Source organism: Micromonospora sp. CNZ286 (assembly GCF_014207755.1).
Genome location: NZ_JACHIZ010000001.1, coordinates 2285352 through 2311326, shown reverse-complemented (window position 1 = coordinate 2311326; position 25975 = coordinate 2285352). Strand labels below are relative to the sequence as shown.

The window sequence follows — 25975 nt, the reverse complement described above, 5'->3', positions numbered from 1 at the left end:
GGCGGTCCGTTTGCGAGAGGGGGCAGGAGTGCGGGCTGACGCGGCGCGGAATCGGGAGGCGGTGCTCGCCGCGGCCGATCGGCTGTTCGAGGCGGCGGACGACCCCGACCGGATCTCCATGGACGACGTCGCCGCTGCCGCCGGCGTGGGCAAGGGCACGCTGTTCCGCCACTTCGGCGACCGGCTGGGCCTCGTCCGCGCCCTCTACGGCACGCGCGGCGAACAGCTTCAGGCGTCACTCGCGGCGAGCCCGCCCGGCGACTCGCCGGCGGACCGCGCCCTGCACCTGCTGCGGGAACTGGTCCGGTTCAAGCGGGCCAACCGGGTCCTCACACTGGCCCTGGAGAACGCGGGAAGCGGAAGCCCCTATCGCAACGAGTCGTACGAGGAGTGGCACGCGACGCTGACCGCCATCGTGTCCGAGGCCCGGGGCCCCGAGTCGGCGGAGTTCCTCGCCCACGCCCTGCTGGCCGCGGTGCGCAGCGATCTCGTCGAGCATCTTCGCGACTGGCCCGACGAGCGCTGGGATGCCGGGCTCACCGCACTGACCCGTTCGGTGCTGACCTCCGGGCGGTAGTCCTACCCGACGGGTGCCAGGGTGGCGGGGCGTGAGCCGTGCCGCGCTCACGCCCCTGCCCTCACCTGGTCCGTTCGATCACGGCGGTGAGGCGGAGCCCGGCTGTCGACACCGTGCCACTCCCCCAGAACGACGCGGTCCCCGGGATGTTGGCCAGGGCGTCCAGGCTCGGGTCGTTGCCCTCGACCTTCGGCCCGTACGCGACGCTCCATCGCCCGCCGGTGTAGCGCAGCAGCAGCGTGCCCGGGTACTCGACGTACGGCGGGATCGGGTTCGTGCCGCTGATCCAGACGTTGCCGTTCGCGTCGCCCGCGACCGCGTACACCCAGCCGGCCGACGCCGGTCCGGCCACCCGCTGCCACGTCCGGCCGTCCCAGTGCAGGATGACCGGCCTGGGGGCGGAGTCGTAGTCCTGGGTGCCGACCGCCCAGGCGTCGGTCGACGAGCGGGCCCACACGCCGGTGAGCCGGGCGCTCGGGATCGACGGCAGCGGCGCCACCCGCCACGACCCGCCGACGCGCTGCGCGATCATCGGCTCCGGGTAGGGCGCGTCGGCGACGTACCGTTCCCCGGCGGCGAACACGCCACCGTCCGCGGTACGCGAGACCGCCCGCAGGACGCCGTTGAGTCCATCGGTTCCCGGCACCGCGACCCGGCCGAACTGACCGGTGTCACCCTCGACGACCAGCGGCCGGCCACCGTCGTGGCCGACGAACACGGCCCGCCCGCCGCCGGTGGCGGCCACGTCCAGCAGCTCCGCGGTCCCGGCCGGGGCGGGCCACGGCGCGTGCGCCGTCCAGGTCGTGCCGTCGAAGTGCCCGGCGTACGACTCGCCGAGGCGCCGGGAGCCCACCGTCCAGACGTCCCGGGCGCTCGCCGCGTCCACCTTGTACAGCAGATACGCCTGGTGCGGCAGCCGCCGTTCCGTCCACGTCCGCCCGTTCCACCGCAGCAGCGCGTACGGCTGGTCGATCGAGTACCCCGTGTAGGTCGACGCCTGGTAGCCGACGGACCAGGCGTTGTTCGGGCCGGTGGCGGCCACGTCGGTCAGCCGGCTCTCGTGGATCAGCGCGGGGATCGTCGCCGTCCACGTCGAAGGGGCCGCGGCTGCGACCGGCGTGACGGGTGGAAGCAGTACACCCGCCGTCAGAGTGGAGACCGTCGCTACCGACAGCCCGTACCGTGCCAGTGATCCCATGGTGGCCCTCTTCCCCGATCGGTGGTCGGACCTCAGCATCGCGTTCCGCGAAGCTGCGCGCGTGCCCGGCTGCTGTCCCGTAAGGGAGTGGTAAGAACGGTCCCTCCGAGGGGGAATCGACTGTGGCCGGAACGGTGCCGCCCGCCGTCAGGCAGCGCGGCGGGCGCGGCGACGGGCCCGGAGGAAGACGGCGTCGCCCCGCTCGTCGCCCCACCAGCCCCACGGAACGCCGGTCATGTACCGGCCGATCGACGCGAACACCGGCGCGGCCTCGGCGTCGCGGCCGGTGCGCACCAGCCCGTACGCCAGGAAGTTCGCGTCGTCGAGCCAGGCGGCGTGCCGGGTCGCCGGCTGGTGGAACCACCGGGACAGGGCGTTGTCGAGATCCGCCTGCATGACCGGATCCTGTCGCCACCGCTCGCCGATCTCGTCGGGGGTACCGCCGTGGGGTTCGCGATCCTGCTCCCACAGCGCCCACTCCGCGGCGGCCCGAACCGGCAGCACGAGCAGTGGTGAGCCGGTAGGAGCCGTGGCGGCGACCGAGCGGGCGAAGCCGAACATCGCCTCGTGCGAGCCGCTCCACTTCCGGCAGTGGTAGGTCAGCCGGAGCACGTGGCCCAGATGGTGCCCGGGATCCCGCTTGGTCAGCTCACGCCACGCCTCCTCGACGTCCTCCAGTGGCGCACTCGTGTCGATCATGAGGTCCAGGCGGTGCGCCCACGGCGTGGGGTCGTCCGGCGCGAGCCGCATCGCGACATCGTTCACCTGCCGGGCCAGGTCCAGCAGGCGGCTGAACTCGACCCACTGCTCCCGGCGTACGCCGGCGGCCCAGTCGCCGCCGCGCACCTCCCACGCCCGTGCCATCAGGGAACGGGCACGGACGAGCTGGGCATCCGGGTCCGCGGGCGCGCGCGACGCCCAGCGATCGGTCCAGGCGTCCGTGGTGTCGACCCGGCCGGTCGTACGGTCGATCCGCGATCCCAGCCCGCGAGCTGTCGATTCGGCGAGCACGCGGACGTACCGGGCCCGGCGGTCGTAGTCGTGCCGGGTGGCGACCAGCGCCGTCCGGGCCGGCCCGATGTCGGAGCCGTACCGCGCCTGCGTGCACGCCTCGCGCAGCACGGCGTCGTCCTGCGCCGGGTTGGGGTCGATCTGGCGGGTGAGTATCCGCCACACGGTCGAGATCATGATCAGGGATGGTAGATGTCGCGGGCCCCGCCGGTGAGCCCGTCAGCCGGCTGCCGTCCCGGCGGGGCGGAGCACCGCGTCGAGCCAGCGCAGCTGCCGCCGGACGTGGACGGCCTCCCCGCCCTCGTGGCCGTTGAACGGGTACGTGTGGATCTCCCGTAGCGGCGCTGCCGATCCACCGGCGGCGTACTGGTTGTAGGCGGCGAACCCGGTGCTCGGCGGGCAGACGTCGTCCCGCAGACCGATCCCGAAGTGAGCCGGGGCGGTGGCCCGCCGGGCGAAGGTCACGCCGTCGACGTAGGACAGCGTGCGCCGGACCGGCTCCTCGGCCTCGCGGTGCACCGCCAGGTAGCGGGCGATCTCGCCGTACGGGGAGGCCTCGGTCAGTTCGATGGCGCGCTGGATGTCGCACAGGAACGGGGCGGTGACCAGGAGCGCGGCGAGGCCGTCGACGAGGCCCGCCGCCGCGAGGGCGAGCCCGCCGCCCTGGCTGTTGCCCGCCGCGGCGACGCGGGCCGGGTCCACCCCGGGCAGGACGCGGACGGCGTCGATCGCGCGGACCGCGTCGGTGATGAGGCGGCGGTAGTGGTAGTCGTCCGGGGACAGGATCCCCCGCGTGGCGGGGCTGGGCCCGCCGGGCGCGTCGTGCGGGTCCGGGGTGTCGCCGCGGCCGTACAGGCCGGCCTGTCCCCGGTTGTCCACCAGCAGGTGGGCGTAACCGGCCACGGGCCAGGTGAGCCGCTCGCCCGGCAGGCCCCGGCCGCGTCCGTAGCCGGGGTACTCCACCACTGCCGGCAGCGGCGCCGGTACGTCGGCGGGTCGGGTGTACCAGGCCCGGACCGGTTCGCCGGCGTACCCGGCGAACGTCACGTCCCACACGTCGACCAGCCGCAGGTCGGTGGGTTCGGGATGGACGTCGACGAGCACCGGAATGGCCGCGGCGGCGATGAGGGTGGCCCGCCAGAACCGGTCGAAGTCGGCGGGCTCGACAACGGCCGGTACGTAGCGGCGGAGCCGGTCGAGGGAGATATCAATCGACGCTCTTGACACGCTGATAACGATACCCATAAATTTCCGAAAGGCTTACGACGTATTACCGGAAAGTTCCGGCCGACGGTCAGGCGGGAGGACGAGCTTGGCAGCCCCGACCCCGCGCAGTCGCCGTACGCCCTGGCGGCGTGCCCTGCGCCGGGACTGGCAGCTCTACTCGCTCGCCGTCCTGCCGCTGCTGTTCTTCCTGACGTTCCGCTACCTGCCGATGCTCGGCAACGTGATCGCGTTCCGGCGCTTCCAGCCGGGCGGCAGCATCTTCGGCGAGTACTGGACCGGGCTGCGGTACTTCCGGTTGTTCTTCACCGACCCGACCTTCTGGAGCGTGTTCACCAACACGCTCGTGCTGGGCGCGCTGACCCTGCTGTTCTGCTTCCCGCTGCCGATCGTGCTCGCGCTGCTGCTCAACGAGGTGCGCAACCGTGCCCTCAAGCGGTTCGTCCAGTCGGTGTCCTACCTGCCGCACTTCCTGTCGATCGTGATCGTGGCCGCCATGGTCCTCCAGTTGCTGTCGGTGGACGGCACCGTGAACCAGATGGTGCGTGCCGTGGGCGGCGAGCCGGTCCCGTTCATGCAGCAGGCCGGATGGTTCCGGACGATCTACGTCTCCTCCGAGGTCTGGCAGACCGTCGGGTGGGGCACCATCCTCTACCTCGCCGCGCTCACCACCGTCGACGGCGACCTGTACGAGGCGGCCCGCATCGACGGCGCCAACCGGTGGCGGCAGACCTGGCACGTCACGCTGCCGGGGATCCGGCCGACGATGGTCACACTGCTGATCCTCAACATCGGCACCTTCATGGCCGTCGGCTTCGAGAAGATCCTGCTGCTGTACAACCCCCTCACCTACCCGACGGCGGACGTGATCTCGACCTACCTGTACCGGGTGGGCATCGTCTCCGGGAACCTCAGCTACGCCGCCGCGATCGGCCTGTTCGAGTCCGTGATCGGGCTGACGCTGGTGCTGTCGGCGAACGCGATCTCCCGCCGCACGGTGGGGACGAGCCTGTGGTGAGCACGCGCGCCCGTACGCGGGCACCGGCGGTCCGCCCGCGTGGCCCCCGGCCGACAGCGGGCTACCGGGTCTTCCAGGTCGTCAACGCCGTCGTGCTGACCGGCGTCGTGGTGGTGACCCTGTATCCGTTCCTCACCATCGTGGCCCGCTCGCTCAGCGACAACGCGTACATCGTCGCGGGTGAGGTGAACCTGGTGCCGCGCGGGTTCAACCTCACCGCGTACCGCGTGGTGACGTCGGACCCGACGTTCTGGATCAGCTACCGCAACACCGTCTTCTACACGGTGGTCGCCACGCTCATCTCCGTCGTGCTGACCACCTGCTACGCGTACGTGCTGTCGAAGCGGCACCTGCGGGGCCGGACCGCGCTGGTCGGGATCGCCGTGTTCACCATGTTCTTCACCGGCGGCCTGATCCCCAACTACGTCCTGGTCACCAGCCTGGGACTGAAGAACACCGTGTGGGCGATCGCCCTGCCCAACGCCATAAACGTGTTCAACCTCCTCGTCATGAAGGCGTTCTTCGAGAGCCTGCCGGTCGAGCTGGAGGAGGCCGCCGCCGTCGACGGGCTGAACACGTACGGCACGCTGCTGCGGATCGTCCTGCCGCTGTCGAAGGCGATGGTCGCCACGATGGTGCTGTTCTACGCCGTCTCGTTCTGGAACTCGTGGTTCGCCGCGTTCCTCTACATGGACCGCCAGGACCTGCTCCCGGTGACCGTCTATCTGCGCAACCTCATCGCGGGCGCGACCGACGCCACGCAGACCGGCGGCGGCCTCGGCAGCGCCGGCGACGTCGTCCAGTCCGCCGCCACCATCCAGTCCGTGACCATCGTGCTGACGATCCTGCCGATCCTCGCGGTCTATCCCTTCATCCAGCGCTATTTCGTCTCCGGAATCATGCTCGGCGCCGTGAAGGGATAGCCGCCTCCCCCGCACCACCACCCCACCACCGGAAGGAAGAATCCATGGCCAAGCTGTCCCGGCGCCAGGTGCTGCTCGCCAGCGGCGCGGCCGCCGTCGTCGCCCTGGCGGGTTGCGGCGACGACACCCCGGACAAGAAGGACCTCGACCGCAACCGTACGGGCGCGATGGAGAAGTACGGCATCGGTGACCAGTTCAAGGCCACCGAGCCGGTCACGTTCTCGATCCTCTACAACAACCACCCGAACTACCCGCTCAAGCCCGAGTGGCTGTTCTGGGCCGAGCTGGCCCGGCGGACGAACGTCAAGCTGGACCCGGTCGCCGTGCCGCTGAGCGACTACGAGCAGAAGCGCAGCGTGCTGGTCGGCTCCGGCGACGCCCCGCTGATCATCCCGAAGACCTACCACCCGCAGGAGAGCTCGTACGTCTCCTCCGGCGCCATCCTGCCGGTCAGCGACTACCTCGACCTGATGCCGCACTTCAAGGACAAGATCGAGCGGTGGGGACTCCAGCCGGAGATGGACACGCTGCGGCAGGAGGACGGGAAGTTCTACCTGCTGCCCGGCCTGCACGAGAAGCCCTGGCAGGACTACACGCTCGCGGTCCGCACCGACGTGCTGGAGCAGTTGAAGATCCCGTCCCCGACCACCTGGGACGAGGTGTACGCCATGCTCAAGGCGATGAAGGCGGCCCACCCGGACGTCATCCCGTTCTCCGACCGGTTCGGCAAGCCCAACCCGGCCGGCAACCTGCTGAACATGCTCGCCCTGGCACACGGCCTACCCGGCGCCGGCTGGAACTACCAGCCGACGAGCTGGGACGCCGGTGCCGGGAAGTACGTCTTCACCGGCGCCTCGGACGGCTACCGGCAGGTGGTGGAGTATCTCCACAAGCTGGTCGCCGAGGGGTTGCTCGACCCGGAGACGTTCACCCAGACCGACGACCAGGCCCGGCAGAAGCTCGCCAGCGGCAAGTCGTTCGTGATCAGCACGAACGCGCAGACCCTGGTGAACGACTACCGCCCGGACATCGCGAAGATCAACCCGAACGCCCGGCTCGGCAAGATCCTCTTCCCGGTCGGGCCGGCCGGCCCGGTCAACGCGGCGAGCCGGCTGGAGAACGGCGTGATGATCTCCAGCAAGGCCCGGGAGGGCAAGAACTTCGTGGCCATGATGCAGTTCGTCGACTGGCTCTGGTACTCCGACGCCGGCCAGGAGTTCGCCAAGTGGGGCGTCGAGGGAACCACGTACACCAAGGACGCCTCGGGCAAGCGCACCCTCGCCCCGGACGTCAACGTCATCGGGCTCAACCCCAAGGGCAGCAAGCACCTGCAGAAGGACTTCGGCTTCTACAACGGCGTCTTCGCCTACGGCGGCAAGCTCGACCTGGTGCAGTCGTTCTTCTCGCCCGAGGAGCTGGAGTTCCAGAAGGAGATGAACGCCCGCAAGCCCGCGCCCTGGGTGACTCCGCCCCCCGCGCCGCTCAGTGATGAGGAGCGCGAGCAGACGACGCTGTGGGCGACCGCGCTGAAGGACCACGTCACCCAGAACACGCTGAAGTTCGCCCTCGGCCAGCGGCCGCTGAGCGAGTGGGACGCCTACGTCTCGGAACTGAAGGGCAAGAACGCGCAGGCCTACACCGACCTGGTCAACAAGGCGTACGAGCGGTACCGCAAGAGCCACGGCTGACCGGCGATGCGCGGCACCGTTCCCGAGCGGCCCATCGGCCGGCTGACCGACGCCTGGCGTACCTGCGTGGGCACCGGCCGGTTCGACCTGGCCCTGCGACGCGACTATCAGGACTCGCTGGCGCTGGTGCAGCGGGACATCGGCTTCCGGCACATCCGCGGGCACGGGCTGCTCAGCGCCGGCGCCGGCGTGCACCGCCCCTACTCGTACCAGGGCGAGCGCCGGGTGCGGCACGTCTTCACCTACGTCGACCAGGTCGTCGACGCCTACCTCGCGATGGGCGTCCGGCCCTTCGTGGAGCTGGGGTTCATGCCCTCGGCGCTCGCCTCCGGCGACCAGACGGTGTTCTGGTGGCGGGGCAACGTGACGCCGCCCCGGTCGTACACCGAATGGGGTGACCTGGTCCGCGCCACGGTGGCCCACCTGGTCGACAGGTACGGCCTCGACGAGGTGCGCGGCTGGCCCGTCGAGGTGTGGAACGAGCCCAACCTGACGGCGTTCTGGCAGGGCGCCGACCAGGACGCCTACCACCGCCTGTACGAGGTGTCGGCGCACGCCGTCAAGGACGTCGACGCGGCGATCCAGGTCGGCGGCCCGGCCCTCTCCCCCGGCGCCGACGAGTGGCTCAAGCCGTTCGCCGAGTTCGTCACCGACCGCGAGGTGCCTGTCGACTTCGTCAGCCGGCACGCCTACACCTCCGGCCCGGCCCGGCACCTGCCGTTCGGCACCCGGCAGACGCTGGCCCCGGCCGCGGACCTGCTGGAGCAGTTCGCCGCGCCCCGCCGGCACCTGGCCGGCACCGCGCTGGCCGACCTCCCGGTGCACATCACCGAGTTCAACTCCTCCTACCGGCCGGACAACCCGATCCACGACACGGCCTTCCACGCCGCCTACCTCGCCCCGGTGCTGGCCGGCGGCGGGGACCTGGTCGACTCCTTCTCCTACTGGACCTTCAGCGACGTGTTCGAGGAGGAGGGCGTGCCGACCGCGCCGCTGCACGGCGGCTTCGGCCTGCTCACCCACCGGCAGATCAAGAAACCCACCTACCACCTGTACGCCTTCATGGCCCGGCTCGGCGACGAGGTGCTCGCACGCGGACCGGACCACCTCGTCACCCGGCACCCCGACGGCCGGGTCGCGGTGCTGGCCTGGGCACCGGTCGACGTCACCGGCCGGGAACCGGCACCCGAGCGGCACACCCTGTCGCTGTCGGTCCCGATCGGCCCGCCGGGCACCGTGTCGGCGTTCCTGCTCCGCTCGTCGGTGAGCGAGGACGCCGGCAACGCCTGGGCGGCCTGGCGGGAGATGGGCAGCCCGCACTCGCCACGGCCTCGGCAGCTCGACGCGTTGCGGGAAGCAGCCGAGCCGGCCCGTACCCATCGCGCAGTGCCGGTCGCGGCCGGGCGGGCCGACCTCGACCTCGTCCTCACCCGGCACGAGGTGACCCTCGCCGAACTGACGCCGGTCGTGGACGAGACCCCGCCGTGGTGGGACGACAGGTTGCTCGACCCGCCCGGGGACCGGCAGTGACCGGCGCGACCGGCGGGCTGCGGGAGTTCGGCGACGGGCCGTTGTCGCGGGCCGCCGCGAGGGTCCACATCCTGCTCGTGGTGGAACTGCTGCTCCTGGTGAGCACGCTGCCCGGCCTGGCCGTGCTCGTGCTGCTCGACCGCGACAGCAGCAACCTCCCGCTGGTCGCCGCCGCCGCGCTGCCGCTCGGTCCGGCCGTCTCGGCCGCGCTGCACACGCTGCGGCACCAACGCCCCGACCTGACCGATCTCCGTCCCGCCGCCACGTTCCTCCGGGCGTACCGGGCCAACCTGGCGGGCGTGCTGCGCGTCTGGGCGCCGACGCTGCTGTGGCTCGCAGTCATCGCTGTCAACCTGGCGAACCTGCCCGCCGCCGCCGTCCCCGGCTGGTGGGCAGTGCCGCTCGTCGTGGTCGGGGCGGGGGTGATCCTGGTCGGGGTCAACGCGCTGGTGATCGTCTCCCTGTTCACCTTCCGCACCCGCGACGTGCTCCGGCTCGCCGTCTACTACGTGGCGCGCAAGCCCGGCGTCACAGTCGGCAACGTCGCCCTCCTGGCCGCCGTCGCCGGCGTCACAGCGGTGTTCTCCGAGGCGGTACTCGCCCTGCTCGCCGCGCTCCTGGTGCTGGCACTGCTGCGGATCGGCGACCCCATGATCGACGAGATCCGGGCGGAGTTCACCGCATGAGCGTCCCGGTCACCGGCCGAGCGTCTGCGGACGCCGGCGAGTCGGCCTGGCACGCCGCCTGGCTCCCGCCCGCGGCGTTCCGCGAACTCGGCTCCCGCGGGGTGCTGGTGCACGGCGACGGGCCCCTGGTCGACACGGTCCTCGACGAGGTGAGCCGGGCCTGCGGCCGGTACGGCGGACGGCTCTGGCACGGTCCACCGTGGCAGGTCGACGCCGACCTGGTGCTGGCCCTGCGCGGGGCCGGCCCGGTGCCGAACGCGGCAGCCGAGACGGCCCGGCTCGGCGCGACACCGACGGTGAACGGCACCGGTGACGGCTCCCTCGGCGACGAGGGGTACCTGCTGGCGCGGGTGGACGGCGTGACAGTGGTCCTGGCCGACGCGCCGGCCGGCCTGCTGTACGGGATGTTCCACATGGTCCGGCTCGGCGCGGCGGCCTTCGACGACGACCTCCCGGCGCGGCGGCACCGACCGGCACTGGACCGGCGGACGCTCGACCACTGGGACAACGTGGCCGTACACCCGGTGTCGGGCCAGGTCGAGCGTGGCTACGCCGGCGGCTCCCTGTTCTGGCGCGACGGCGCCGCCCGGCACGAGACCGCCCGGCTCCGCGACTACGCACGCCTGCTCGCCTCCTGCGGCGTCAACGCCGTCACGGTGAACAACGTCAACGTGCACGACACCGAGGCGCGGCTGCTGACCGACCGGCTCGGCGACGTCGCGGAGATCGCCGAGGTGCTCCGCCCGTACGGCATCCGGGTGCATCTGTCGGTGACCTTCGCCGCCCCGGTGGTCCTCGGCGGCCTGCCCACGGCCGATCCGCTGGACGAGCGGGTACGGGCCTGGTGGGCCGCCGCCACCCGGCGGGTATACCGGCGGATTCCCGACTTCGGCGGCTATCTGGTGAAGGCCGACTCCGAGGGCCGGCCCGGCCCGTTCGCGTACGGGCGCGACCACGCCGACGGCGCGAACCTGCTCGCCGACGCGCTCGCCCCGTACGGAGGCGTGGTGCGCTGGCGGGCGTTCGTCTACGACCACCACCAGGACTGGCGGGACCGGTCGACCGACCGGGCCCGGGCCGCGCACGACCACTTCGCGCCGCTGGACGGACGATTCGCCGACAACGTGATCCTCCAGGTGAAGTTCGGCCCGATCGACTTCCAGACACGCGAACCGGTGTCCCCGGTGCTCGCCGCGATGCCGGCCACCCGGCTGGCGGTGGAGTTGCAGGCGACGCAGGAGTACACCGGCCAGCAGCGGCACGTCTGCTACCTCGCGCCCTGGTGGAGTGAGGTGCTGCGGTTCCGGCCCCGGGGTGAGCCCGGCGGCACGATCGCCGACGTGGCGGCCGGCCGGGCGGGCACCGGCGGCGGTCTGGTGGCAGTGGCCAACGTGGGCGACGACCCGTTCTGGACCGGGCACCCGCTGGCGCAGGCGAACCTGTACGCCTTCGGCCGGCTCGCCTGGGATCCGCTGCTGGATCCCGCCGCGATCCTCGACGAGTGGATCGACCTGACCTGGCTGCCGGTCACCACCGGCGATCCGGAAGCGGTACGGCGGACGATGCACGCGGTCATGGACGATTCCTGGCGCACCTACGAGCGCTACACCGCCCCGCTCGGCGTCGGTTTCATGGTGCGGCCCGGTCACCACTACGGCCCGGACGTGGACGGCTACGAGTACACCCCGTGGGGCACGTACCACTTCGCCGACCGCCACGGCGTCGGGGTGGACCGGACCCGGGCGACCGGGACCGGGTTCACCGGCCAGTACCCGCCGCCGTGGTCGGAGGTGTACGAGTCACGCGAGCGCTGCCCCGACGAACTGCTGCTGTTCTTCCATCACGTCCCGTACCGGCACGTGCTGCGCAGTGGCCGTACCGTGATCCAGCACATCTACGACACGCACTTCGCCGGGGTCGAGGAGGTGGCGGCGATGCGGGAACGGTGGCGGCTCGTCGCCGGGGCGGTCGACCCGGCCGTCCACGACCGGGTGGCCGAGCGCCTCGACGAACAGTTCCGCAGCGCCGTCGAGTGGCGGGACCAGATCAACACCTACTTCTTCCGCAAGTCCGGGGTGCCGGACGCGCACGGTCGCCGCATCCACTGAACCGGCGCCCTCACCAGGGGTGCACGGTGCCGTCCGTCAGCCGGTTCACAGGCAGGTAGGCCGGCGCGTACGGGTAGCGGGCCGCGGCCTGCTCGTCGATGTCCACACCGAGCCCCGGAGTCTCGGCCGGATGCAGGTAGCCGCCCTCGTAGTGGTAGCCGTGCGGGAACACCTCGTCGGTCGCCTCGGTGTGCCGCATGTACTCCTGCAGGCCGAAGTTGGGGATGGCGAGGTCGAGGTGCAGCGCGGCGGCCATGCAGACCGGGGACAGGTCGGTGGCTCCGTGCGAGCCGCTGCGGACGTGGTGCAGCGCGGCGAGGTCGAAGATGCGTCGCAGGTGGGTGATCCCGCCGGCGTGGACCACAGTGGTGCGCACGTAGTCGATGAGCTGTTCCCGGATGAGCTGGGCGGCGTCCCAGATGCTGCTGAAGACCTCGCCGACGGCGATCGGCGTGGTGGTGTGCTGCCGGATGAGCCGGAAACCCTCCTGCAGGTCCGCCGGGACGGGATCCTCCATCCAGGTCAGCGCGTACGGCTCCAGGCTCCTGCCGAGCCGCGCCGCCTCGATCGGGGTGAGCCGGTGATGCACGTCGTGCAGCAGCCGGAGGGTGGGCCCGAACTCCTCGCGGACCCGGGCGAACGCGCTCGGCACGTGGGCCAGGTAGGCGTCCGTCGACCACGTCGTCTCGGTCGGCAGCGCGGCGTCGGCGGGCTCGTAGAACATCTTGTCGGCGCTGACCCCGTACGTCCGGGGCAGGCCGGGCACGCCGCACTGCACTCGGACCGCGCGGTAGCCGAGGTCGACGAAGCGGGCGACCTCGGTCAGCACCTCGTCGACGGTCTCGCCGTTGGCGTGCCCGTACACGGTCACGCCCTCGCGGGACCGGCCGCCGAGCAACTGGTAGACCGGCAGCCCGGCGACCTTGCCCTTGATATCCCACAGCGCGGTGTCCACGGCGGCGACGGCGCTCATCGTGACCGGCCCGCGCCGCCAGTACGACCCCTGGTAGAGGTACTGCCAGGTGTCCTCGATCCGGGCCGGGTCGCGCCCGATCAGCAGCGGCACGACGTGGTCACGCAGGTAGGACGCGACTGCCAGTTCCCGGCCGTTGAGGGTGGCGTCGCCGACGCCGGTGACGCCGGCGTCGGTGACGACCTTCAGGGTCACGAAGTTCCGGCCGGGGCAGGTCACGATCACCCGGGCGTCGACGATCCTCATCCTGTCTCCCCTGCGGTCGGCGCGCCGGTCACCACAGGATTATCCATCATCGTCGATCTGTTGGGTGCCCCGGTGCCGGCCGGTCAGGCCGGTTCGGGAACGCCCCCGGGCTCCCCGTCGTCGGGCATCGGCTCGACCGGTGCCTCGGGCAGTTCGCCGGGCGTGTCCGGGAGGAGTTCGCCGGGGTCGTCCGGCACGTCCTCACGCGGGTCGATCGGCGGGTACACCTCGGGATCGAGGTCGGGGTTGGTCATCGGCTCAGTATCCGACGCCTCAGCCGGGACCGCCCGTCGAGCACGACGACGGGCGGCGCCCGCCGGCGTGAGCGGCGGGCGGACGTGTCACCGCGAGCGCCGGCCCTCTCCCGGCCTCGATCCGCGCGCCGTCACGGGCTCTCACCGTCGCCGGCCGAGGGCGCGGACGACCGGTCCGCCGGCTTGCGCAACCACAGCCACACCCCCGCCAGCAGGCACGCCGCGCCCCCGATCGCGACCGCCGACTCTGCCGGTTCGGAGAGATCGTCGAGGAACGGGAAGGTGTGGGAGGCCGCCATCGCCAGAAACCCGATCAGCAACAGCAGGCCGGCGGTGATCCGCTGGACGACCATGCGCTTCATTGGATCACGACGTCGACAGCAGCCCGCAGGCCGCTGCGCCGACCCGCCCCCGGAACACCCGCTTCAGCGGGCTGGTGCCGGAACGTGGAGGCGGCCGTCGTGGACCTCGGCGATCTGGTCGACGGCGGTGAGGTGGGTGCGGTCGTGGGTGACCAGGACGGTGGCGGTGGCCTGCTGGTGGGTGAGGCGGGTGATCAGGTCGATGACGGCGGCGCCGCGTTCGTGGTCGAGGGCGCTGGTGGGTTCGTCGACGAGCAGGACCGTGGGGTTGTTCATCAGGGCGCGGGCGATGTTGACGCGCTGGCGCTGGCCGCCGGAGAGCTGGTGCGGCCGGCGGTCGGCCTGGCCGGCGAGGCCGACCGCGTCGAGCAGTTCCACGGCGCGGGTACGGGCTCTGGCCGGTGGGCGGCCGTCGATCTGGGCCATGACCTGGAGCTGCTCGGCGGCGGTGAGGGAGGGCAGCAGGTTGGGCTGCTGGAAGACGATGCCGATCTTGCGGCGGCGCAGGTCGGCGAGTTCGGCCCGAATGAGACCGGTAGTCGGGGTGCCGTCGACGGTGACGGTGCCGGTGTCGGGGGTGATGAGGGTCGCGGCGACCGCGAGGAGGCTGGACTTGCCGGAGCCGGAGGGGCCGATCACGGCGGTGAGGCTGCCCTTGGGCACGTCCAGGGTGACGCGGTCGAGGGCGGTCAGGCGGCCCTCGCCGTCGGGGTAGGTGAGGGTGATGTCGGTCAGGTTCAGGCTCATCGGGCGCTCCCCAGGGCGGTCAGCGGGTCGACGGAGGTGATGCGGCGGATGGCCAGGGCGGCTCCGAGGGCGCCGAGGACGACCATCACGGCCGCGGGAAGGAGGACGGTCACCGGAGTGAGGACGAACGGCACAGCCGATCCGGCGACGAGGGCGCCGAGCGCGGCGGCGATGCCGGTGCCGAGCAGGGTGCCGCCGGCGAGCAGGACGACGGCCTGCCCGATGGCGTCCTTGAGAAGGGTGGCGGTCGAGGCGCCGAGTGCCTTGAGCACTGCGACGTCGCCGCTGCGCTGGATCGTCCAGACGGTGAAGAACGCTCCGATGACGAGGGCGGAGATGGCGAACAGGAAGCCGCGCATCAGCTGCAGGGAGCCGTTCTCGGAGGTGTAGGAGCCGATCGCGGACAGCGAGTCGTCGACGGAGACCGTCTTGGTGCCCGCCTGCCGGTCGGTGGCCACCAGATCGGCCCCCGAGGTGGTGGTCAGGGCGACGACGGTGGCCGCCGAGCTGCCGCCGCCGGTGCCGGTGGGAGGCGCGATCTTCTGCCACACGTCCAAGCTGATCCACACCACAGGGGTGTGACTGAAGGAGGCGTCGCCGCGTACGGCCGCCACTGTCAGTCGCTGCCCGGCGAGGGTGACGGAGTCACCGGCCTTCACACCGAGGTCGTCGGCGGCCCTGGTGGACAGCACTGCCGAGCGGCCGTCGATCCGGCCGCTGCCGGGGGCCAGGTGGGAGCCGGGCCGGACGCCGAAGGCGGAGACCCCGGCGCTCCTGTTTCCGGCGGTGGCCCTGGTCGTGGCGATGCCCAGCGGTTCGGCACCTGTCACTCCGGGCGCCTCGGCCCACTGCTGCCACTGCTTCTCGGTGACTGTGGAGTTGGAGTACGACACGCCCTGGCCCTCGCCGGGGGCCTGGAAGGCGATCCTGTCGGCGGGCAGGCCGGTGATGGCGGAGACGTTCTGCCGGCCCAGTCCGGCCGTCAACCCCGACAGCAGCCCGACCAGCAGGGTGATCAGCACGATGACGGTCCCCATCAGGGCGAAGCGTCCCTTGGCGAACTTCAGATCTCTCCAGGCGACAAACACGGCAGTGGCCTGTCCTTTCGGCGGTGGAAGCGGTACGACTCCACCATCGCGGCCGGCGCCCGTGTCCGCGTCTGGCGTAGGCGGGCACTTCGCGGGCCGAAGGACGGCGCACGGGTTCTAACTTTCGATAGAGGCCCCCGGGGCGCCGGCCTCGGTAACGTGGGACGCACTGTGAGCACCGCTGCCCCTGCCCTGACCCCGACCACCCGAGCCCTGGCCTGGTGCCTGCACCTGCTGATCATCGGCCTGCTCGTCCTGGCCGCCGGCCGGGCGGTGGCCGACGACCGGCCCCGCGCCGGATCGATCGTCGCTGCGTCGGTGGCGTGCGGCCTGGCGTACGCCATCGGGCCGCTCCTCCCCCGCATCCGCCGCTCGCGGTGGGCCGCCGCCTGGTGGCTGGCCGCCGTGGGCGCCGCGTGGCTGGTGTTGCTGGGCCTGTCCCCCGATGCGATCTGGGTGGCCTTCCCGCTGTACTTCCTCCAGCTCCACCTGCTGCCGCGCCGCGCCGGCCTGGCTGCCGTGATCGCCACCGCCGCGGCGGCCGTCGCCGGGTTCGGTGCCCACACCGGCTCCTTCACCGCGGCCACGGTGATCGGTCCCGCGCTCGGCGCCGCCGTCGCCGTCGGGGTGGTGTGGGGATACCAGGCCCTGTATCGGGAGAGCGAACAGCGCAGGCAGCTGATCGAGGAACTCACCGCCACCCGGGCCGACCTGGCCCGGGCCGAGCACACGGCCGGCGTACTCGCCGAACGCGAGCGTCTGGCCCGCGAGATCCACGACACCCTCGCCCAGGGCCTGTCCAGCATCCAGCTGCTGCTGCGCGCCGCCGAGCGCGCCCTGCCCGGCCGGCCCGGTGCCGCCTCCGGCCACGTCGACGCGGCCCGCCAGGTCGCCGTGGACAACCTCGCCGAGGCCCGCCGCTTCGTCGCCGCACTCACCCCGCCCACCCTGGAAGGCACCACCCTGGCCGGCGCCCTGGAACGCCTGTGCACCACCACCAGCGCCCGCCACCGCCTCGCCGCCCGCTTCCACCTCGTCGGCGCCCCCGTATCGCTGTCGACCGCCCACGAGGTGGCGCTCCTGCGTATCGCCCAGTCCGCCCTCGCGAACACGGTCCGCCACGCCCGGGCCACCACGGCCGAGGTCACCCTCAGCTGTCTCGGCGACCGCATCGCCCTTCACGTCGTCGACAACGGGCAAGGCTTCGACCCCGACCGTCTGCCCGCCCCCGACGTCGACAGCGGCGGCTTCGGCCTGACGGCCATGCGCGCCCGTATGAACGCCCTCGGCGGCACCCTGGCCGTCGAATCCGCGCCCGGCCACGGCACCGCCCTGACCGCCGAGCTTCCCCTCACCCCGCCCAGCAGGACCGAGCCCGAGGGCCGCCCGTGACCGACAACGTCCCCGTCCGCCTCCTCCTGGCCGACGACCACCCGGTCGTACGGGCCGGACTGCGCGCCGTGCTGGAAACCGAACCCGGCCTCGTCGTCGTGGCCGAAGCCGCCACCGCCGAGGAGGCCGTCACCCGTGCAGGCGAAGGCGACATCGACGTCGTGCTGATGGACCTGCAGTTCGGGAAGGGCATGGGCGGCGCCGAAGCCACCGCCCGGATCACCGCCCGCCCGGGAGCGCCGCGCGTGCTGATCGTCACCACCTACGACTCCGACGCCGACACACTGCCCGCCATCGAGGCCGGTGCCACCGGCTACCTCCTCAAGGACGCCCCACCCGAAGACCTGGCTGCCGCCGTCCGCACCGCCGCCGCCGGACGCACCACGCTGGCGCCCACCGTCGCGAACCGGCTGATGAACCGGCTGCGCACGCCGGGCACCGCCCTGACCCGACGTGAGACCGAGGTTCTCGCCCTGGTCGCCGACGGTTTGTCCAACCACAGCATCGGCACCCGCCTGCACCTGACCGAAGGCACCGTCAAGTCCCACCTGGCCCGCATCTACGCCAAACTCGGCGTCGACTCACGCACCGCGGCCGTCGCCTCCGCCACCGAACTCGGCCTGATCCGCCGCTGATCCGAGCGCGTGCCCGGTCACGACGTCTCCGTCCTGACGCGAGGACGACAGCGGGACGCCGGGCGTGGTCACGTCGTCGCCGTCCGCCCGGGGCGTGGGCGGGTCGCACGCCGTGGCGAAGGTGACCGGCGCGCCGAACGCGGCCCGCCGGACGGCGCGGCGCAGCGCGGCGAGGACGGCCGGACCGGCGAGGACGATCGCCACGGCGGTGGTGATCGCGCGGCCGGTGTCCCAGCCGAAGGTGGAGGTGACGGCGGTGAACAGGGCGAGACGGTGCAGGTTCTCCAGTACGGGGGCGCCGGCGACGTAGGACAGCTGGGTGTCCGCGCCGACGCTGAACGGCCAGAACCACAGGTTCATCAGCAGGCCGTAGCCGTAGGCGGCGAGAGCCCCGTACCCGGCCAGGACGGCGACCTCGGCGCGGCCGCGCAGCCGGGCCGGGAGCAGGCCGGCGCCGAGGCCGATCCAGGAGGCGCAGAGCATCTGGAACGGCAGCCACGGCCCGACGCCGGCGGTGAGCAGGGCGGAGGCGAACAGCGACGTGGCGCCGAGCAGGAACCCGAACCCGGGTCCGAAGACCCGGCCGGCGAGGACGAGCAGGAAGAACACCGTCTCGATGCCCGCGGTCCCCGCGCCCAGGGGACGCAGGGCGGCGTTGACGGCGGCGAGTACGCCGAGCATCGCCAGGGCTTTGCTGTCGATACCGCCGGAGGTGAGTTCGGCGAGGACGAGCGCCACGAGTACCGGCAGCATGACGATGAAGACCAGCGGCGCCTCGCCGGTGCGGGCGGTGGTCTCCGGGTGTGCGGGGACGAAGAAGGGCCAGGTGAAGGTGGCCAGCGCGGCGGCCGAGGCGAGGGTCAGCACCACAGCGGTACGCGGGGCGACCCGCAGGACACTCATGCCGGTGCCCCGGTCGCGTTGATCGCGGCGGCGACCTGTTCCACTGTCAGCCAGGGTGCGGGGGCGAGAACCTTGGCCACCTGCGGCGCGAACGCCGGCGAGGCCAGCATGACCTCTGCGGTGGTGCCGTCGGAGACGATCTCCCCCTCGGCCATCACGATCACCCGATCGGCGAGGGTCGCGACGAGTTCGACGTCGTGGGTGGCGACCACCACCGCCCGGCCGTCGCCGGCCAGCATCCGGACGACGGCGGTGAACTGCCGCTTGGCGTGGTAGTCCAGGCCGCGGGTCGGCTCGTCGAGCAGGACCACCGGCGGAGCGGCGGTGAGCTGCACGGCGAGCGCGAGGGCGAGCCGCTGTCCCTCGGACAGGTCCCGGGGGTGCCGGTCACCGGGCAGTCCGGGGACGAGCTGGTCCACCAGCGCCCGGCAGGTGCCGGCCGGCACGCCGGTCTCCCGGTCGGCCTGGGCGCACTCCGCGTCGACGGTCTCCAGGTAGAGCAGGTCGCCGGAGTTCTGCGGGACGAGGCCGACGTGCCGGCGGGCCTGACCGGCCGGCAGGGCCTTCGGGTCGACGGTGCCCTGCGGCCCGGTCACGGCCACGGTGCCGCCGTGGCGGGGGCCGCTGCCCTGCACCGCCCAGAGCAGGCTGGACTTGCCGGATCCGTTGCGGCCCATCAACGCGACGACCCGTCCGGCGCGCAGATCGAGGTCGACACCGGCCACCGCGACGGTCCCCGGATACCGTACGACGATCTTCCGCGCGGTCAGCGTGGGACCGGTGTCCGCTCCCGCCGGGACCGGCGGCGGCGCCACGCCGGCGAGCCGGTGCCGCAGGTCGGACGCCCGTCGGCGGGCGTCACGGACCGACAGCGGCAGCGGTGTCCAGCCGGCGAGGCGACCCAGCTCGATCAGGGGTGGCGCGATGTCGATGCGGGCCAGCGCGGTTGCCGGTGTCCCGTCGTGGACGCGGCCGTCGCCGGGCAGGTACAGCAGCCGGTCGGCGTACTGCAGCACGCGCTCCAGCCGGTGCTCGGCCAGGACCACTGTCACTCCGAGGTCGTGCACCAGCCGGGTGACGGTGGCGAGCACGTCCTCCGCGGCGGTGGGGTCCAGCGCGGAGGTGGGTTCGTCGAGCACCAGCACCCGGGGGTGCGCGGTGAGCACCGCGCCGATGGCGACCCGCTGTTGCTGCCCGCCGGACAGCGTCCGCAGAGGCCGGTCACGCAGGTCGGCGATGCCGAGCAGGTCCAGGGTCTCCTCCACCCGCTTGCGCATCACCGCGGGTGACAGGGCGAGCTGCTCCATCCCGTACGCCAGTTCCTCCTCGACGGTGTCGGTGACGAACCCGGCCAGCGGGTCCTGGCCGACCACGCCGACGACGTCGGCGAGATCGCGCGGCGGGTGCGTGCGGGTGTCCCTGCCGTCGACGGTGACGGCGCCGTGCAGGGTGCCGCCGGTGAAGTGCGGGACGAGGCCGTTGATCGCCCGCAGCAGCGTCGACTTTCCGGCGCCGGTACGGCCCGCGACCAGGCAGAGTTCACCCTCCTCGATGCGGAGCGTCACGTCCCGCAACGGCCGCGGGCCGCCCTCGGCGTAGTGGACGGTGACCCGGTCGAAAGTGATCATGGACGGTCTCCCGGTGTCGTCGCGGTCGCGGCGCGCTCTCCGTCTGCCGGCACGTCCGTGACGGGGAACGGCCGGTCCACCGCCGGCGGGCGTCCGGCACGTGCCGTCGGCGGTGGTGGCGGCGCCAGCCAGGCGGGTGCCGCCGCGACGCCCACGGCGAGAAGCATCAGCGGGGTCAGCTGGGGCCAGGTGAGCGGGCTGACCGGCGGGTAGAGGAGTTCCGGGTCCACTGAGCCGGCGAGCATGGTCAGTGCCGCGGCGGCCACCCCGCAGCCGGCCACGAGCAGCTCGGCCGGGCGCCAGCGGTCCGGTCGGTACCGGCTGCGGCGGACCCGGCGGCCGGCGAGCAGCATGCCGGTCACGGCGGCGGTCAGTCCGGCCAGGAGCATCGGCAGCCCCAGGTAGCCGGGTGCGGCGGTGTCGAGCAGCCCGTAGGTGCCGGCACACACGCCGACCAGCCCGCCGAGCACGAGCGCGCCGGTGACGGTTCGCTGCCCGGCGGGCACCGCCGCGGTGCGGCCGTAACCACGGGAGTCCATCGCCGCCGCGAGGGCCAGGGACCGGTCCAACGCGTCGGCCAGCACCGGCAGGGCGATCCCGCGCAGCGCCCGCATCCCCCGGCCGGACGCGCCGCGCAGCCGACGGGCCCGGCGGACCCGTAACACGCTCTCCACCAGCTGCGGGGCGACCGACAACGCGACCACGACGGCGGTGCCGACCGCGTACAGCGCTCCGGGTACGGCCTTGAGCAGCCGTTTCGGGTTGGCCAGGGCGTTCGCCGCGCCGAGGCAGATCAGCATCGCCGCCAGCCGCAGCCCGTCGTAGAAGCCACCGAGGATCTGCTCGACGGCGACCGGTCCGAACAGACGGATGCCCGCCGCCCACTCGGGCAGCGGGATCTCCGGCAGCCGGACCAGGATGTGCTCGCCCTGGCCGCCGCCGAACACGATCCGGAACACGACGCGCATCGTGACGATCACCGCGCCGAGCCACACGTACATGCGGAACGCCAACGCCCACGGCGCGTCGCCCCGGCGGCGCACCACCACCAGACCGGCGACGGCGACGAGCAGGGCCAGCGGCAGCGGATTCGTGGTGTGGCTGGCCGCGGTGGCCAGGCCGAGCGCCCACAGCCACCATGCGCCCGGGTGCAGCCCTCGGGGTAGCCACCACACCGGCCACCGGCCCGGCAGCCGGCCGGCGTCAGCCGTCCGCGACCCGGTGCCCGTGGCGTCAGTCATCCGGGCCGGCGGCACGGCGTCGTCGGGCCGCGACCAGCGCGCCGGTGGCGAGCGCGGCGAGCAGCAGCACCCCGGCGATCGTGCCCGGTGGCAGGCCGTCGTCGTCACGGGACGCGGCGACATCTGTCAGCACCGGCTCGTCGGAGGAGCCCTGCGGTGCCGTTCCGGTGGCGGCACCCGGCGTCGCCGCCAGGGTCGGCGTACCGGCCGTCGGTGACGCGCCGGCGGAGGCCGGCGGGCTGACGGAGGCCGGCGGGCCGGAGGTGCCGGCCGGCCGGGTGGGCTCGCCGGGCCGGCCACCGGCGACCGGCGGCGGTGCGACGGTTCCTCCCGCCGGTGGTGGCACCGCCGGCCCGCCGCCCGCGGGTGGCGGCGGCGGAGGGGGCGGTGGTGGTGGCGGCGGTGGAGGGGCGGGGCGTTTCGGCGCGACGCCGGGACGAGGCGCGTCATCGGCGTTGCGGTTGAGGGAGAACGACCAGCCCTCGAAGCTGCCGGCCGCCGGCTTGCGGTTGAGCACACCCCTGTCGCTGTACGTCCAGCTGCCGCCGTTCGGCGCGTGCCAGTACGACCAGTAGGCGCTCGCCGGCGGCGTGTCGACGCACTTCTCCGTCGCGGCCGACGGCTTGCCGTCGATCCGGCAGATGAACCCCTCACCCCAGCGCAGGGTTCCGGTGATCGGGAAGCCCGCGTTCTTGAGCGCCGCGAGGCCGCTGGCCTGGGCGCCCGGCGCGCAGCGCACCACCGTTCCGCCGCCGAGTTCGTTGAAGTCCACCACGACTGTCACCCCGGAGGCGTCCGGGCAGTATCCGGCCGACCCGGCGGCCACCGCAGGACCGCCCGGTCCGATCGTGGTGCCCGCGGTGACCAGGGCGACGGCCAGCGCACCGCGGGCGGCGCGGAGGCTCATCCCGCCCGCCGTCGGCCGAGCACGAGCAGTGTCACTCCGCCACCGATCAGCAGCAGCGCGATCAGCAGGTAGCTGCCGATCGCCGCGCCGGTGGTCGGCAGCCCGCCCAGCCCTGACGCGGCCGGGGTCGTGATCGGCGGAGCGGCGGTGGTCGGCGCCGCGGTCGTGGGCGCGGGTGTCGCCGGAGGGCTGGTCACGCTCGGCGTCGGGCCGGCGGTGCCGGTCGGCGGAGGCGACGTGGTGAGCGTGGGAGACGCGGTGGGCGTGGCGGGCGCGGTGGGCGAGGCCGTGCCGGTCGGGGTGGGATGCGACGTCGGCGGCGGGTCGAGGCCGATCCGGCCCAGCGGAACCTGGGCCAGCCCGAGCAATGCCTGCGCGGTGGCCCGGCGCCACTGGTCCCGGTCGGTGTCGGTGATCCCGGCCGCGGCGGCAGTCGTGAACCCGTCGGTGTTGTAGGCGATCGCGCCGGCGTCGGCGGAGGCCGCCCCACCGTTGCCCGCGGTGAGCTGCAGCGCGGCCAGGGCCTTCGCCGCCCGGGCGGCCTCGTCGTCGCGGCCGGCGGCGGCGAGGGCCTGCCCGGCCAGGCCGGTGCTGTTGGAGTTCGCGCCGGTGGTCGGTCCCGAGCCGCCGAAGGAGCCGTCGGTGTGCTGCTGGGTGACCAGCCAGTCGGCGCCCTTGCGGGCGGCGTCGCCGGCGCCGGTGGCGCCGTCCTCGGCGGCGGCCAGCAACGCCTGCACGGCCATCGCTGTCGAGTCGACGTCGAGGGTGGCGCCGGGCTGGTCGTCGCAGGACGGCGAGGGTCCGTCGGCGGCGTCCGGGTAGAGCCGGAAGCCACCTGCCGCACACTGCTGCCGGATCAGGAAGTCCACAGTGTCCTGTGGCAGATCGCCACTGCGGGCCAGGCCGAGCACGGCGAAGGACTGGTCGAAGGTGTTGCTGGCGTCCGGGCCGCTGTCGGCGGTGGTACGGCTGGTGATCCGCCCCCGCTGGTGCCCGGCGTCGGCCGTGGCGATCAGCGACAGCGTTTCCGCCCGCAGGTCGTAGCCGCCGAAGTCGGTGGGGTCCGCGTCGGCGGCGGCCGCGGCGTAGAGCAGCTTGGCGGTGGCCCCGCCGTCGGTGAAGCCCTCGATGCCCCAGTCGTCGTAGCTGTTGTAGGACCGTACGTGTCTCGCGACCTGCGCGGTTGCCGCCTGCCGGGTCGGCGCGTCGACGCCGGTGGCGGACAGCGCGACCAGTCCGTCGATGGTCAGCCCCCAGTCCTCGGGGGCGAACGGGCCGGGCAGCGAACCGTCGGTGAACTCGCCGGCCAGCCAGGACGCGGCCCCGCGGGCGGCTGTGACGTGGGCCGGGGCGGGTGCCGCGACAACGGCCGGCGGGGCGCCGGTGATCGCGGCGAGAGCCGTCACCGTGGCCATACCGAGGCCGGTGGTGAGACGCCGGGACAGGGGCATCAGGGGTGCCTTTCGCAGAGCGGTCGGTGAAACCTCCGGAAAGCACCCCGAGAAACGGACACCCCGCTCCGCGTGCTGCGGTGAGCGGGGTGGTCGGACCTCGGCGGCCCGGACTTCACCCTGTAGACCTCGACAGTGGAAGCCGCTCGTCCCGGGCGGGGCATTCCGGCTCGCGAAAGGGGGACTCTCGCTCACGGTTGCGGGTCAGCGCCGGCTTCGAACCGGCTTCCCCCCGCGCGGGACGTATGCAGTTGTGTGCCCGGCGCACCGGGTGCCGACACCGTACCGCCCGGGCGCGCGACGACGCCAGAGCAGCTGCCGGCAACCGGTGCGCCGCCGGTCACACCTAGGGAGCGGCGATGCTCGGCGGGGCGCCGGCGCCGAAGGACCAGCCCTCGACACTGCCCGGCGCGGGGTTGTAGCCGGTCGCCCCCGACGTGCTGTAGGACCAGGAGCCGCCGCTGGACGCATGCCAGTACGACCAGTACGCCGTGGCCGGCGGGGTGTTGACGCACGGCTCGGTCGCGGCGGTGGGCTTGCCGTTGATCCGGCAGACGAAGGCCAGGCCCCAGCGGGCGGTGCCGGTGACTGTGAAGCCGGCGGCCTGGAGCGCGGCCAGGCCGGTGGCCGGATCGCCCGGCGCACAGGCGACCTGGACGCCGCCGCCGAGCGCGGCGAAGTCGACGACCACAGTGACTCCCGAGGTGCCGGTGCAGGCGGCGGCGTGCGCCGCCCGGGGCGCGGGCTCGACTGCGGTCAGCGCGACGCCGGCCACGACGGCGGCCAGCAGGCCGGCCAGCCAGGTGCGGACTGTGGAACGATGACGGAACACGGATCCTCCTGTGATCGGGTGCGCGGCGAAGGGGTTCACGGGCAGGCGAGTGCCGGTGCGCCGGGGTCGGCGCCGGCGGCGGACAGGCGGGCGTACCCGATCCCGGTGAGACCGAGGACGGCCTGGGCGGTCGCCCGGGGTGCGGTGGCCGGATCGAAGCCGCCGCCGTCGAAGTCGACAGCGCCCCGGTCGGCCGGCGCCCCGGCGCAGCCGACCTGGAGTCCGGCGAGGAATGCCCGGGCCCGCGCCCAGGCCGGCAGCCGGTGGCCGTCGCGCAGGGCCTGCGCGGCGAGGCCGGTGCTGTTGGCGTTCGGCGTGCCGCCCGCGTTGGCGAAGCCGCCGTCGGCACGCTGAACGGACACCAGCCAGCGCAGCCCGGCGGCGGCGTCGGCCGGACGGTCCGCGGCGCGCAGCGCCTGTGCCGCGAGCGCGGTGGCGTCCACGTCGGACGTGCAGACCGGTTGCGCGGGCAGCAGCGGGTAGCCGCCGTCCGGGCACCGGGTGCCGGCCAGCCAGGCGGCCGCCGCCGGTGGCGCTCCGCCCGCCGTACGGTCCAGCGCCAGCAGCGCGAAGGATTGGCTGAACGCGTTGCTGTAGTCGCCGTACGCGGACCGGTCGCTGAACCTGCCGGCCGGCGTCTGGAGCGAGCGCAGCCGGGCGATCAGGTCCACCCCGCCGACGTCGGCCGGGTCGCCGCCGCGCACCTGCACGGCGAGGGCGAGCTTGGCGGTCGCACCCGCGTACGCCTCGGAGGCGCCGTCGCCGAGGTAGCCGTCGCGGATGTCCGGCCGGGCGACCCAGGCCAGCGCGTCGGCGCCGTGGTCGTCGGCGACGCCGGTGGCGGCGAAGGCGAACACGGCGTCGAGGGTCAGCCCCTGGTCGGGGTACGCGACACCGTCGAAGACCGCCTCGAAGCGTTCGCCGTCGACGAGTTGCCGGGCGAGCCAGCCGCCGGCGGCCTCCGGGCGGGTGAGGGCGGCGCGCTCGGGGGCGGCGACGGCGGGTGTGGTGAGGGTGAGAGCGGCGAGTACGCCGCAGAGGAGCGCGAGCAGGCGGTGCCGGCTTCGGCGGACGACCATCGGAAGCGCCTTTCCGGCCCGGCGGTCGTCGAAAGCCCGGACGACCGCGGCAACGCCGCGTCGACCGGGACTCCGACCCGTGGGCCACGACGGGTGGGGAGCGGATACACGCGTACGACGGGTATTCGGGCTCGCCGCCGCAGATCTCTCTGGGCGGCCTACCGTTGCGGGCCAGCGCCGGATTTCGACCGGTCTTCCCCCGCACGTACACGCGGTGGTTCAGTTGTCGCGACAGTCTGCTGTGGCCGGAGCACCGATGTCAATGCGCCAGGAA

General features: G+C 73.2%; 24 protein-coding genes and 2 riboswitches. Of the genes, 9 read left to right on the top strand and 15 right to left on the bottom strand.

Going from position 1 to position 25975, the window contains the following annotated elements:
- The first annotated feature begins 28 nt into the window (after window positions 1–28).
- Entirely contained in the window at window positions 29–577 is a 549-nt protein-coding gene (locus tag FHX31_RS10680) for a TetR/AcrR family transcriptional regulator (RefSeq protein ID WP_091331711.1), read from the top strand.
- Window positions 578–638: 61 nt separating this feature from the next.
- On the opposite strand, the gene FHX31_RS10675 is transcribed toward FHX31_RS10680, so the two are convergent.
- From FHX31_RS10675 to FHX31_RS10665, 3 genes are all read right to left on the bottom strand, one after another.
- Window positions 639–1775, bottom strand: a complete 1137-nt coding sequence (locus tag FHX31_RS10675) for a hypothetical protein (RefSeq protein ID WP_030268212.1) — start codon at window positions 1773–1775, stop codon at window positions 639–641.
- A 147-nt stretch (window positions 1776–1922) separates the two neighbouring features.
- Window positions 1923–2963 (bottom strand): DUF4034 domain-containing protein, encoded by a 1041-nt coding sequence (locus FHX31_RS10670; RefSeq protein WP_091331708.1) that lies wholly within the window; start codon window positions 2961–2963, stop codon window positions 1923–1925.
- Window positions 2964–3005: 42 nt separating this feature from the next.
- On the bottom strand, window positions 3006–4031 hold the full coding sequence (locus FHX31_RS10665; protein WP_091331706.1) for an acetylxylan esterase: 1026 nt from the start codon (window positions 4029–4031) through the stop codon (window positions 3006–3008).
- A 67-nt stretch (window positions 4032–4098) separates the two neighbouring features.
- On the opposite strand from FHX31_RS10665, the gene FHX31_RS10660 reads away from it, so the two are divergent.
- The 6 genes from FHX31_RS10660 to FHX31_RS10635 are packed head-to-tail and all read left to right on the top strand — an operon-like array spanning window position 4099 to window position 11963.
- Window positions 4099–5028 (top strand): ABC transporter permease, encoded by a 930-nt coding sequence (locus tag FHX31_RS10660; protein WP_013287064.1) that lies wholly within the window; start codon window positions 4099–4101, stop codon window positions 5026–5028.
- Entirely contained in the window at window positions 5025–5951 is a 927-nt protein-coding gene (locus FHX31_RS10655) for a carbohydrate ABC transporter permease (protein WP_230650141.1), read from the top strand. The genes FHX31_RS10660 and FHX31_RS10655 overlap by 4 nt, the downstream gene beginning before the upstream one ends.
- A 44-nt stretch (window positions 5952–5995) precedes the next feature.
- Window positions 5996–7639 (top strand): ABC transporter substrate-binding protein, encoded by a 1644-nt coding sequence (locus tag FHX31_RS10650; protein ID WP_184975905.1) that lies wholly within the window; start codon window positions 5996–5998, stop codon window positions 7637–7639.
- Window positions 7640–7645: 6 nt separating this feature from the next.
- Window positions 7646–9169, top strand: coding sequence for a GH39 family glycosyl hydrolase (locus FHX31_RS10645; protein ID WP_184975902.1), 1524 nt, complete (start codon window positions 7646–7648; stop codon window positions 9167–9169).
- The gene (locus FHX31_RS10640) at window positions 9166–9855 is read left to right on the top strand and encodes a YesL family protein (RefSeq protein WP_123109476.1); all 690 of its coding nucleotides are present in this window, start codon (window positions 9166–9168) and stop codon (window positions 9853–9855) included. The genes FHX31_RS10645 and FHX31_RS10640 overlap by 4 nt, the downstream gene beginning before the upstream one ends.
- On the top strand, window positions 9852–11963 hold the full coding sequence (locus FHX31_RS10635; protein ID WP_184975899.1) for an alpha-glucuronidase: 2112 nt from the start codon (window positions 9852–9854) through the stop codon (window positions 11961–11963). The genes FHX31_RS10640 and FHX31_RS10635 overlap by 4 nt, the downstream gene beginning before the upstream one ends.
- Window positions 11964–11973: 10 nt before the next feature.
- Here FHX31_RS10635 and manD read toward each other — a convergent pair whose 3' ends face one another.
- The 5 genes from manD to FHX31_RS10610 all read right to left on the bottom strand — a co-directional run bounded on the left by manD (window position 11974) and on the right by FHX31_RS10610 (window position 15582).
- Complete coding sequence (gene manD / locus FHX31_RS10630) at window positions 11974–13182, bottom strand: D-mannonate dehydratase ManD (RefSeq protein WP_184975896.1); 1209 nt, start codon at window positions 13180–13182, stop codon at window positions 11974–11976.
- Between the two features lie 83 nt (window positions 13183–13265).
- A complete protein-coding gene (locus FHX31_RS10625; RefSeq protein WP_013287071.1) occupies window positions 13266–13436 on the bottom strand; it encodes a hypothetical protein in 171 nt (56 codons plus the stop codon).
- A 131-nt stretch (window positions 13437–13567) separates the two neighbouring features.
- Window positions 13568–13789, bottom strand: a complete 222-nt coding sequence (locus tag FHX31_RS10620; RefSeq protein ID WP_225319635.1) for a hypothetical protein — start codon at window positions 13787–13789, stop codon at window positions 13568–13570.
- 72 nt (window positions 13790–13861) lie between these two features.
- Window positions 13862–14545: an ABC transporter ATP-binding protein gene (locus FHX31_RS10615; RefSeq protein ID WP_013476276.1), complete on the bottom strand. Its 684-nt coding sequence runs from the start codon at window positions 14543–14545 to the stop codon at window positions 13862–13864.
- Complete coding sequence (locus FHX31_RS10610) at window positions 14542–15582, bottom strand: ABC transporter permease (RefSeq protein WP_221488052.1); 1041 nt, start codon at window positions 15580–15582, stop codon at window positions 14542–14544. The genes FHX31_RS10615 and FHX31_RS10610 overlap by 4 nt, the downstream gene beginning before the upstream one ends.
- A 222-nt stretch (window positions 15583–15804) precedes the next feature.
- Here FHX31_RS10610 and FHX31_RS10605 point away from each other — a divergent pair, with 222 nt between their 5' ends.
- Both FHX31_RS10605 and FHX31_RS10600 read left to right on the top strand, forming a co-directional pair.
- Entirely contained in the window at window positions 15805–17025 is a 1221-nt protein-coding gene (locus FHX31_RS10605) for a sensor histidine kinase (RefSeq protein WP_013476275.1), read from the top strand.
- On the top strand, window positions 17022–17660 hold the full coding sequence (locus FHX31_RS10600) for a response regulator (RefSeq protein WP_013476274.1): 639 nt from the start codon (window positions 17022–17024) through the stop codon (window positions 17658–17660). Before FHX31_RS10605 ends, FHX31_RS10600 begins: the two co-directional genes overlap by 4 nt.
- Here the strand turns inward: FHX31_RS10600 and FHX31_RS10595 are convergent.
- From FHX31_RS10595 to FHX31_RS10565, 7 genes are all read right to left on the bottom strand, one after another.
- Window positions 17607–18563 (bottom strand): ECF transporter S component, encoded by a 957-nt coding sequence (locus FHX31_RS10595; RefSeq protein ID WP_184975894.1) that lies wholly within the window; start codon window positions 18561–18563, stop codon window positions 17607–17609. The two genes, FHX31_RS10600 and FHX31_RS10595, sit on opposite strands and share 54 nt — an antisense overlap.
- A complete protein-coding gene (locus FHX31_RS10590) occupies window positions 18560–20191 on the bottom strand; it encodes an ABC transporter ATP-binding protein (RefSeq protein ID WP_184975892.1) in 1632 nt (543 codons plus the stop codon). Before FHX31_RS10590 ends, FHX31_RS10595 begins: the two co-directional genes overlap by 4 nt.
- Complete coding sequence (locus tag FHX31_RS10585) at window positions 20188–21432, bottom strand: CbiQ family ECF transporter T component (protein WP_184975889.1); 1245 nt, start codon at window positions 21430–21432, stop codon at window positions 20188–20190. Before FHX31_RS10585 ends, FHX31_RS10590 begins: the two co-directional genes overlap by 4 nt.
- Window positions 21425–22339, bottom strand: a complete 915-nt coding sequence (locus tag FHX31_RS10580; RefSeq protein ID WP_184975886.1) for a hypothetical protein — start codon at window positions 22337–22339, stop codon at window positions 21425–21427. The genes FHX31_RS10585 and FHX31_RS10580 overlap by 8 nt, the downstream gene beginning before the upstream one ends.
- Window positions 22336–23790 carry a prenyltransferase/squalene oxidase repeat-containing protein gene (locus FHX31_RS10575; protein ID WP_184975884.1) on the bottom strand — a complete coding sequence of 485 codons (1455 nt, stop codon included), beginning with the start codon at window positions 23788–23790 and terminating at the stop codon, window positions 22336–22338. Before FHX31_RS10575 ends, FHX31_RS10580 begins: the two co-directional genes overlap by 4 nt.
- A gap of 158 nt (window positions 23791–23948) precedes the next feature.
- Window positions 23949–24022: riboswitch (cobalamin riboswitch) on the bottom strand.
- Window positions 24023–24136: 114 nt separating this feature from the next.
- On the bottom strand, window positions 24137–24622 hold the full coding sequence (locus FHX31_RS10570; RefSeq protein WP_091331676.1) for a hypothetical protein: 486 nt from the start codon (window positions 24620–24622) through the stop codon (window positions 24137–24139).
- A gap of 35 nt (window positions 24623–24657) precedes the next feature.
- Window positions 24658–25701 carry a peptidase gene (locus tag FHX31_RS10565; RefSeq protein WP_013476267.1) on the bottom strand — a complete coding sequence of 348 codons (1044 nt, stop codon included), beginning with the start codon at window positions 25699–25701 and terminating at the stop codon, window positions 24658–24660.
- 99 nt (window positions 25702–25800) lie between these two features.
- A riboswitch (cobalamin riboswitch) is annotated at window positions 25801–25936 on the bottom strand.
- Window positions 25937–25975: the final 39 nt, after the last annotated feature.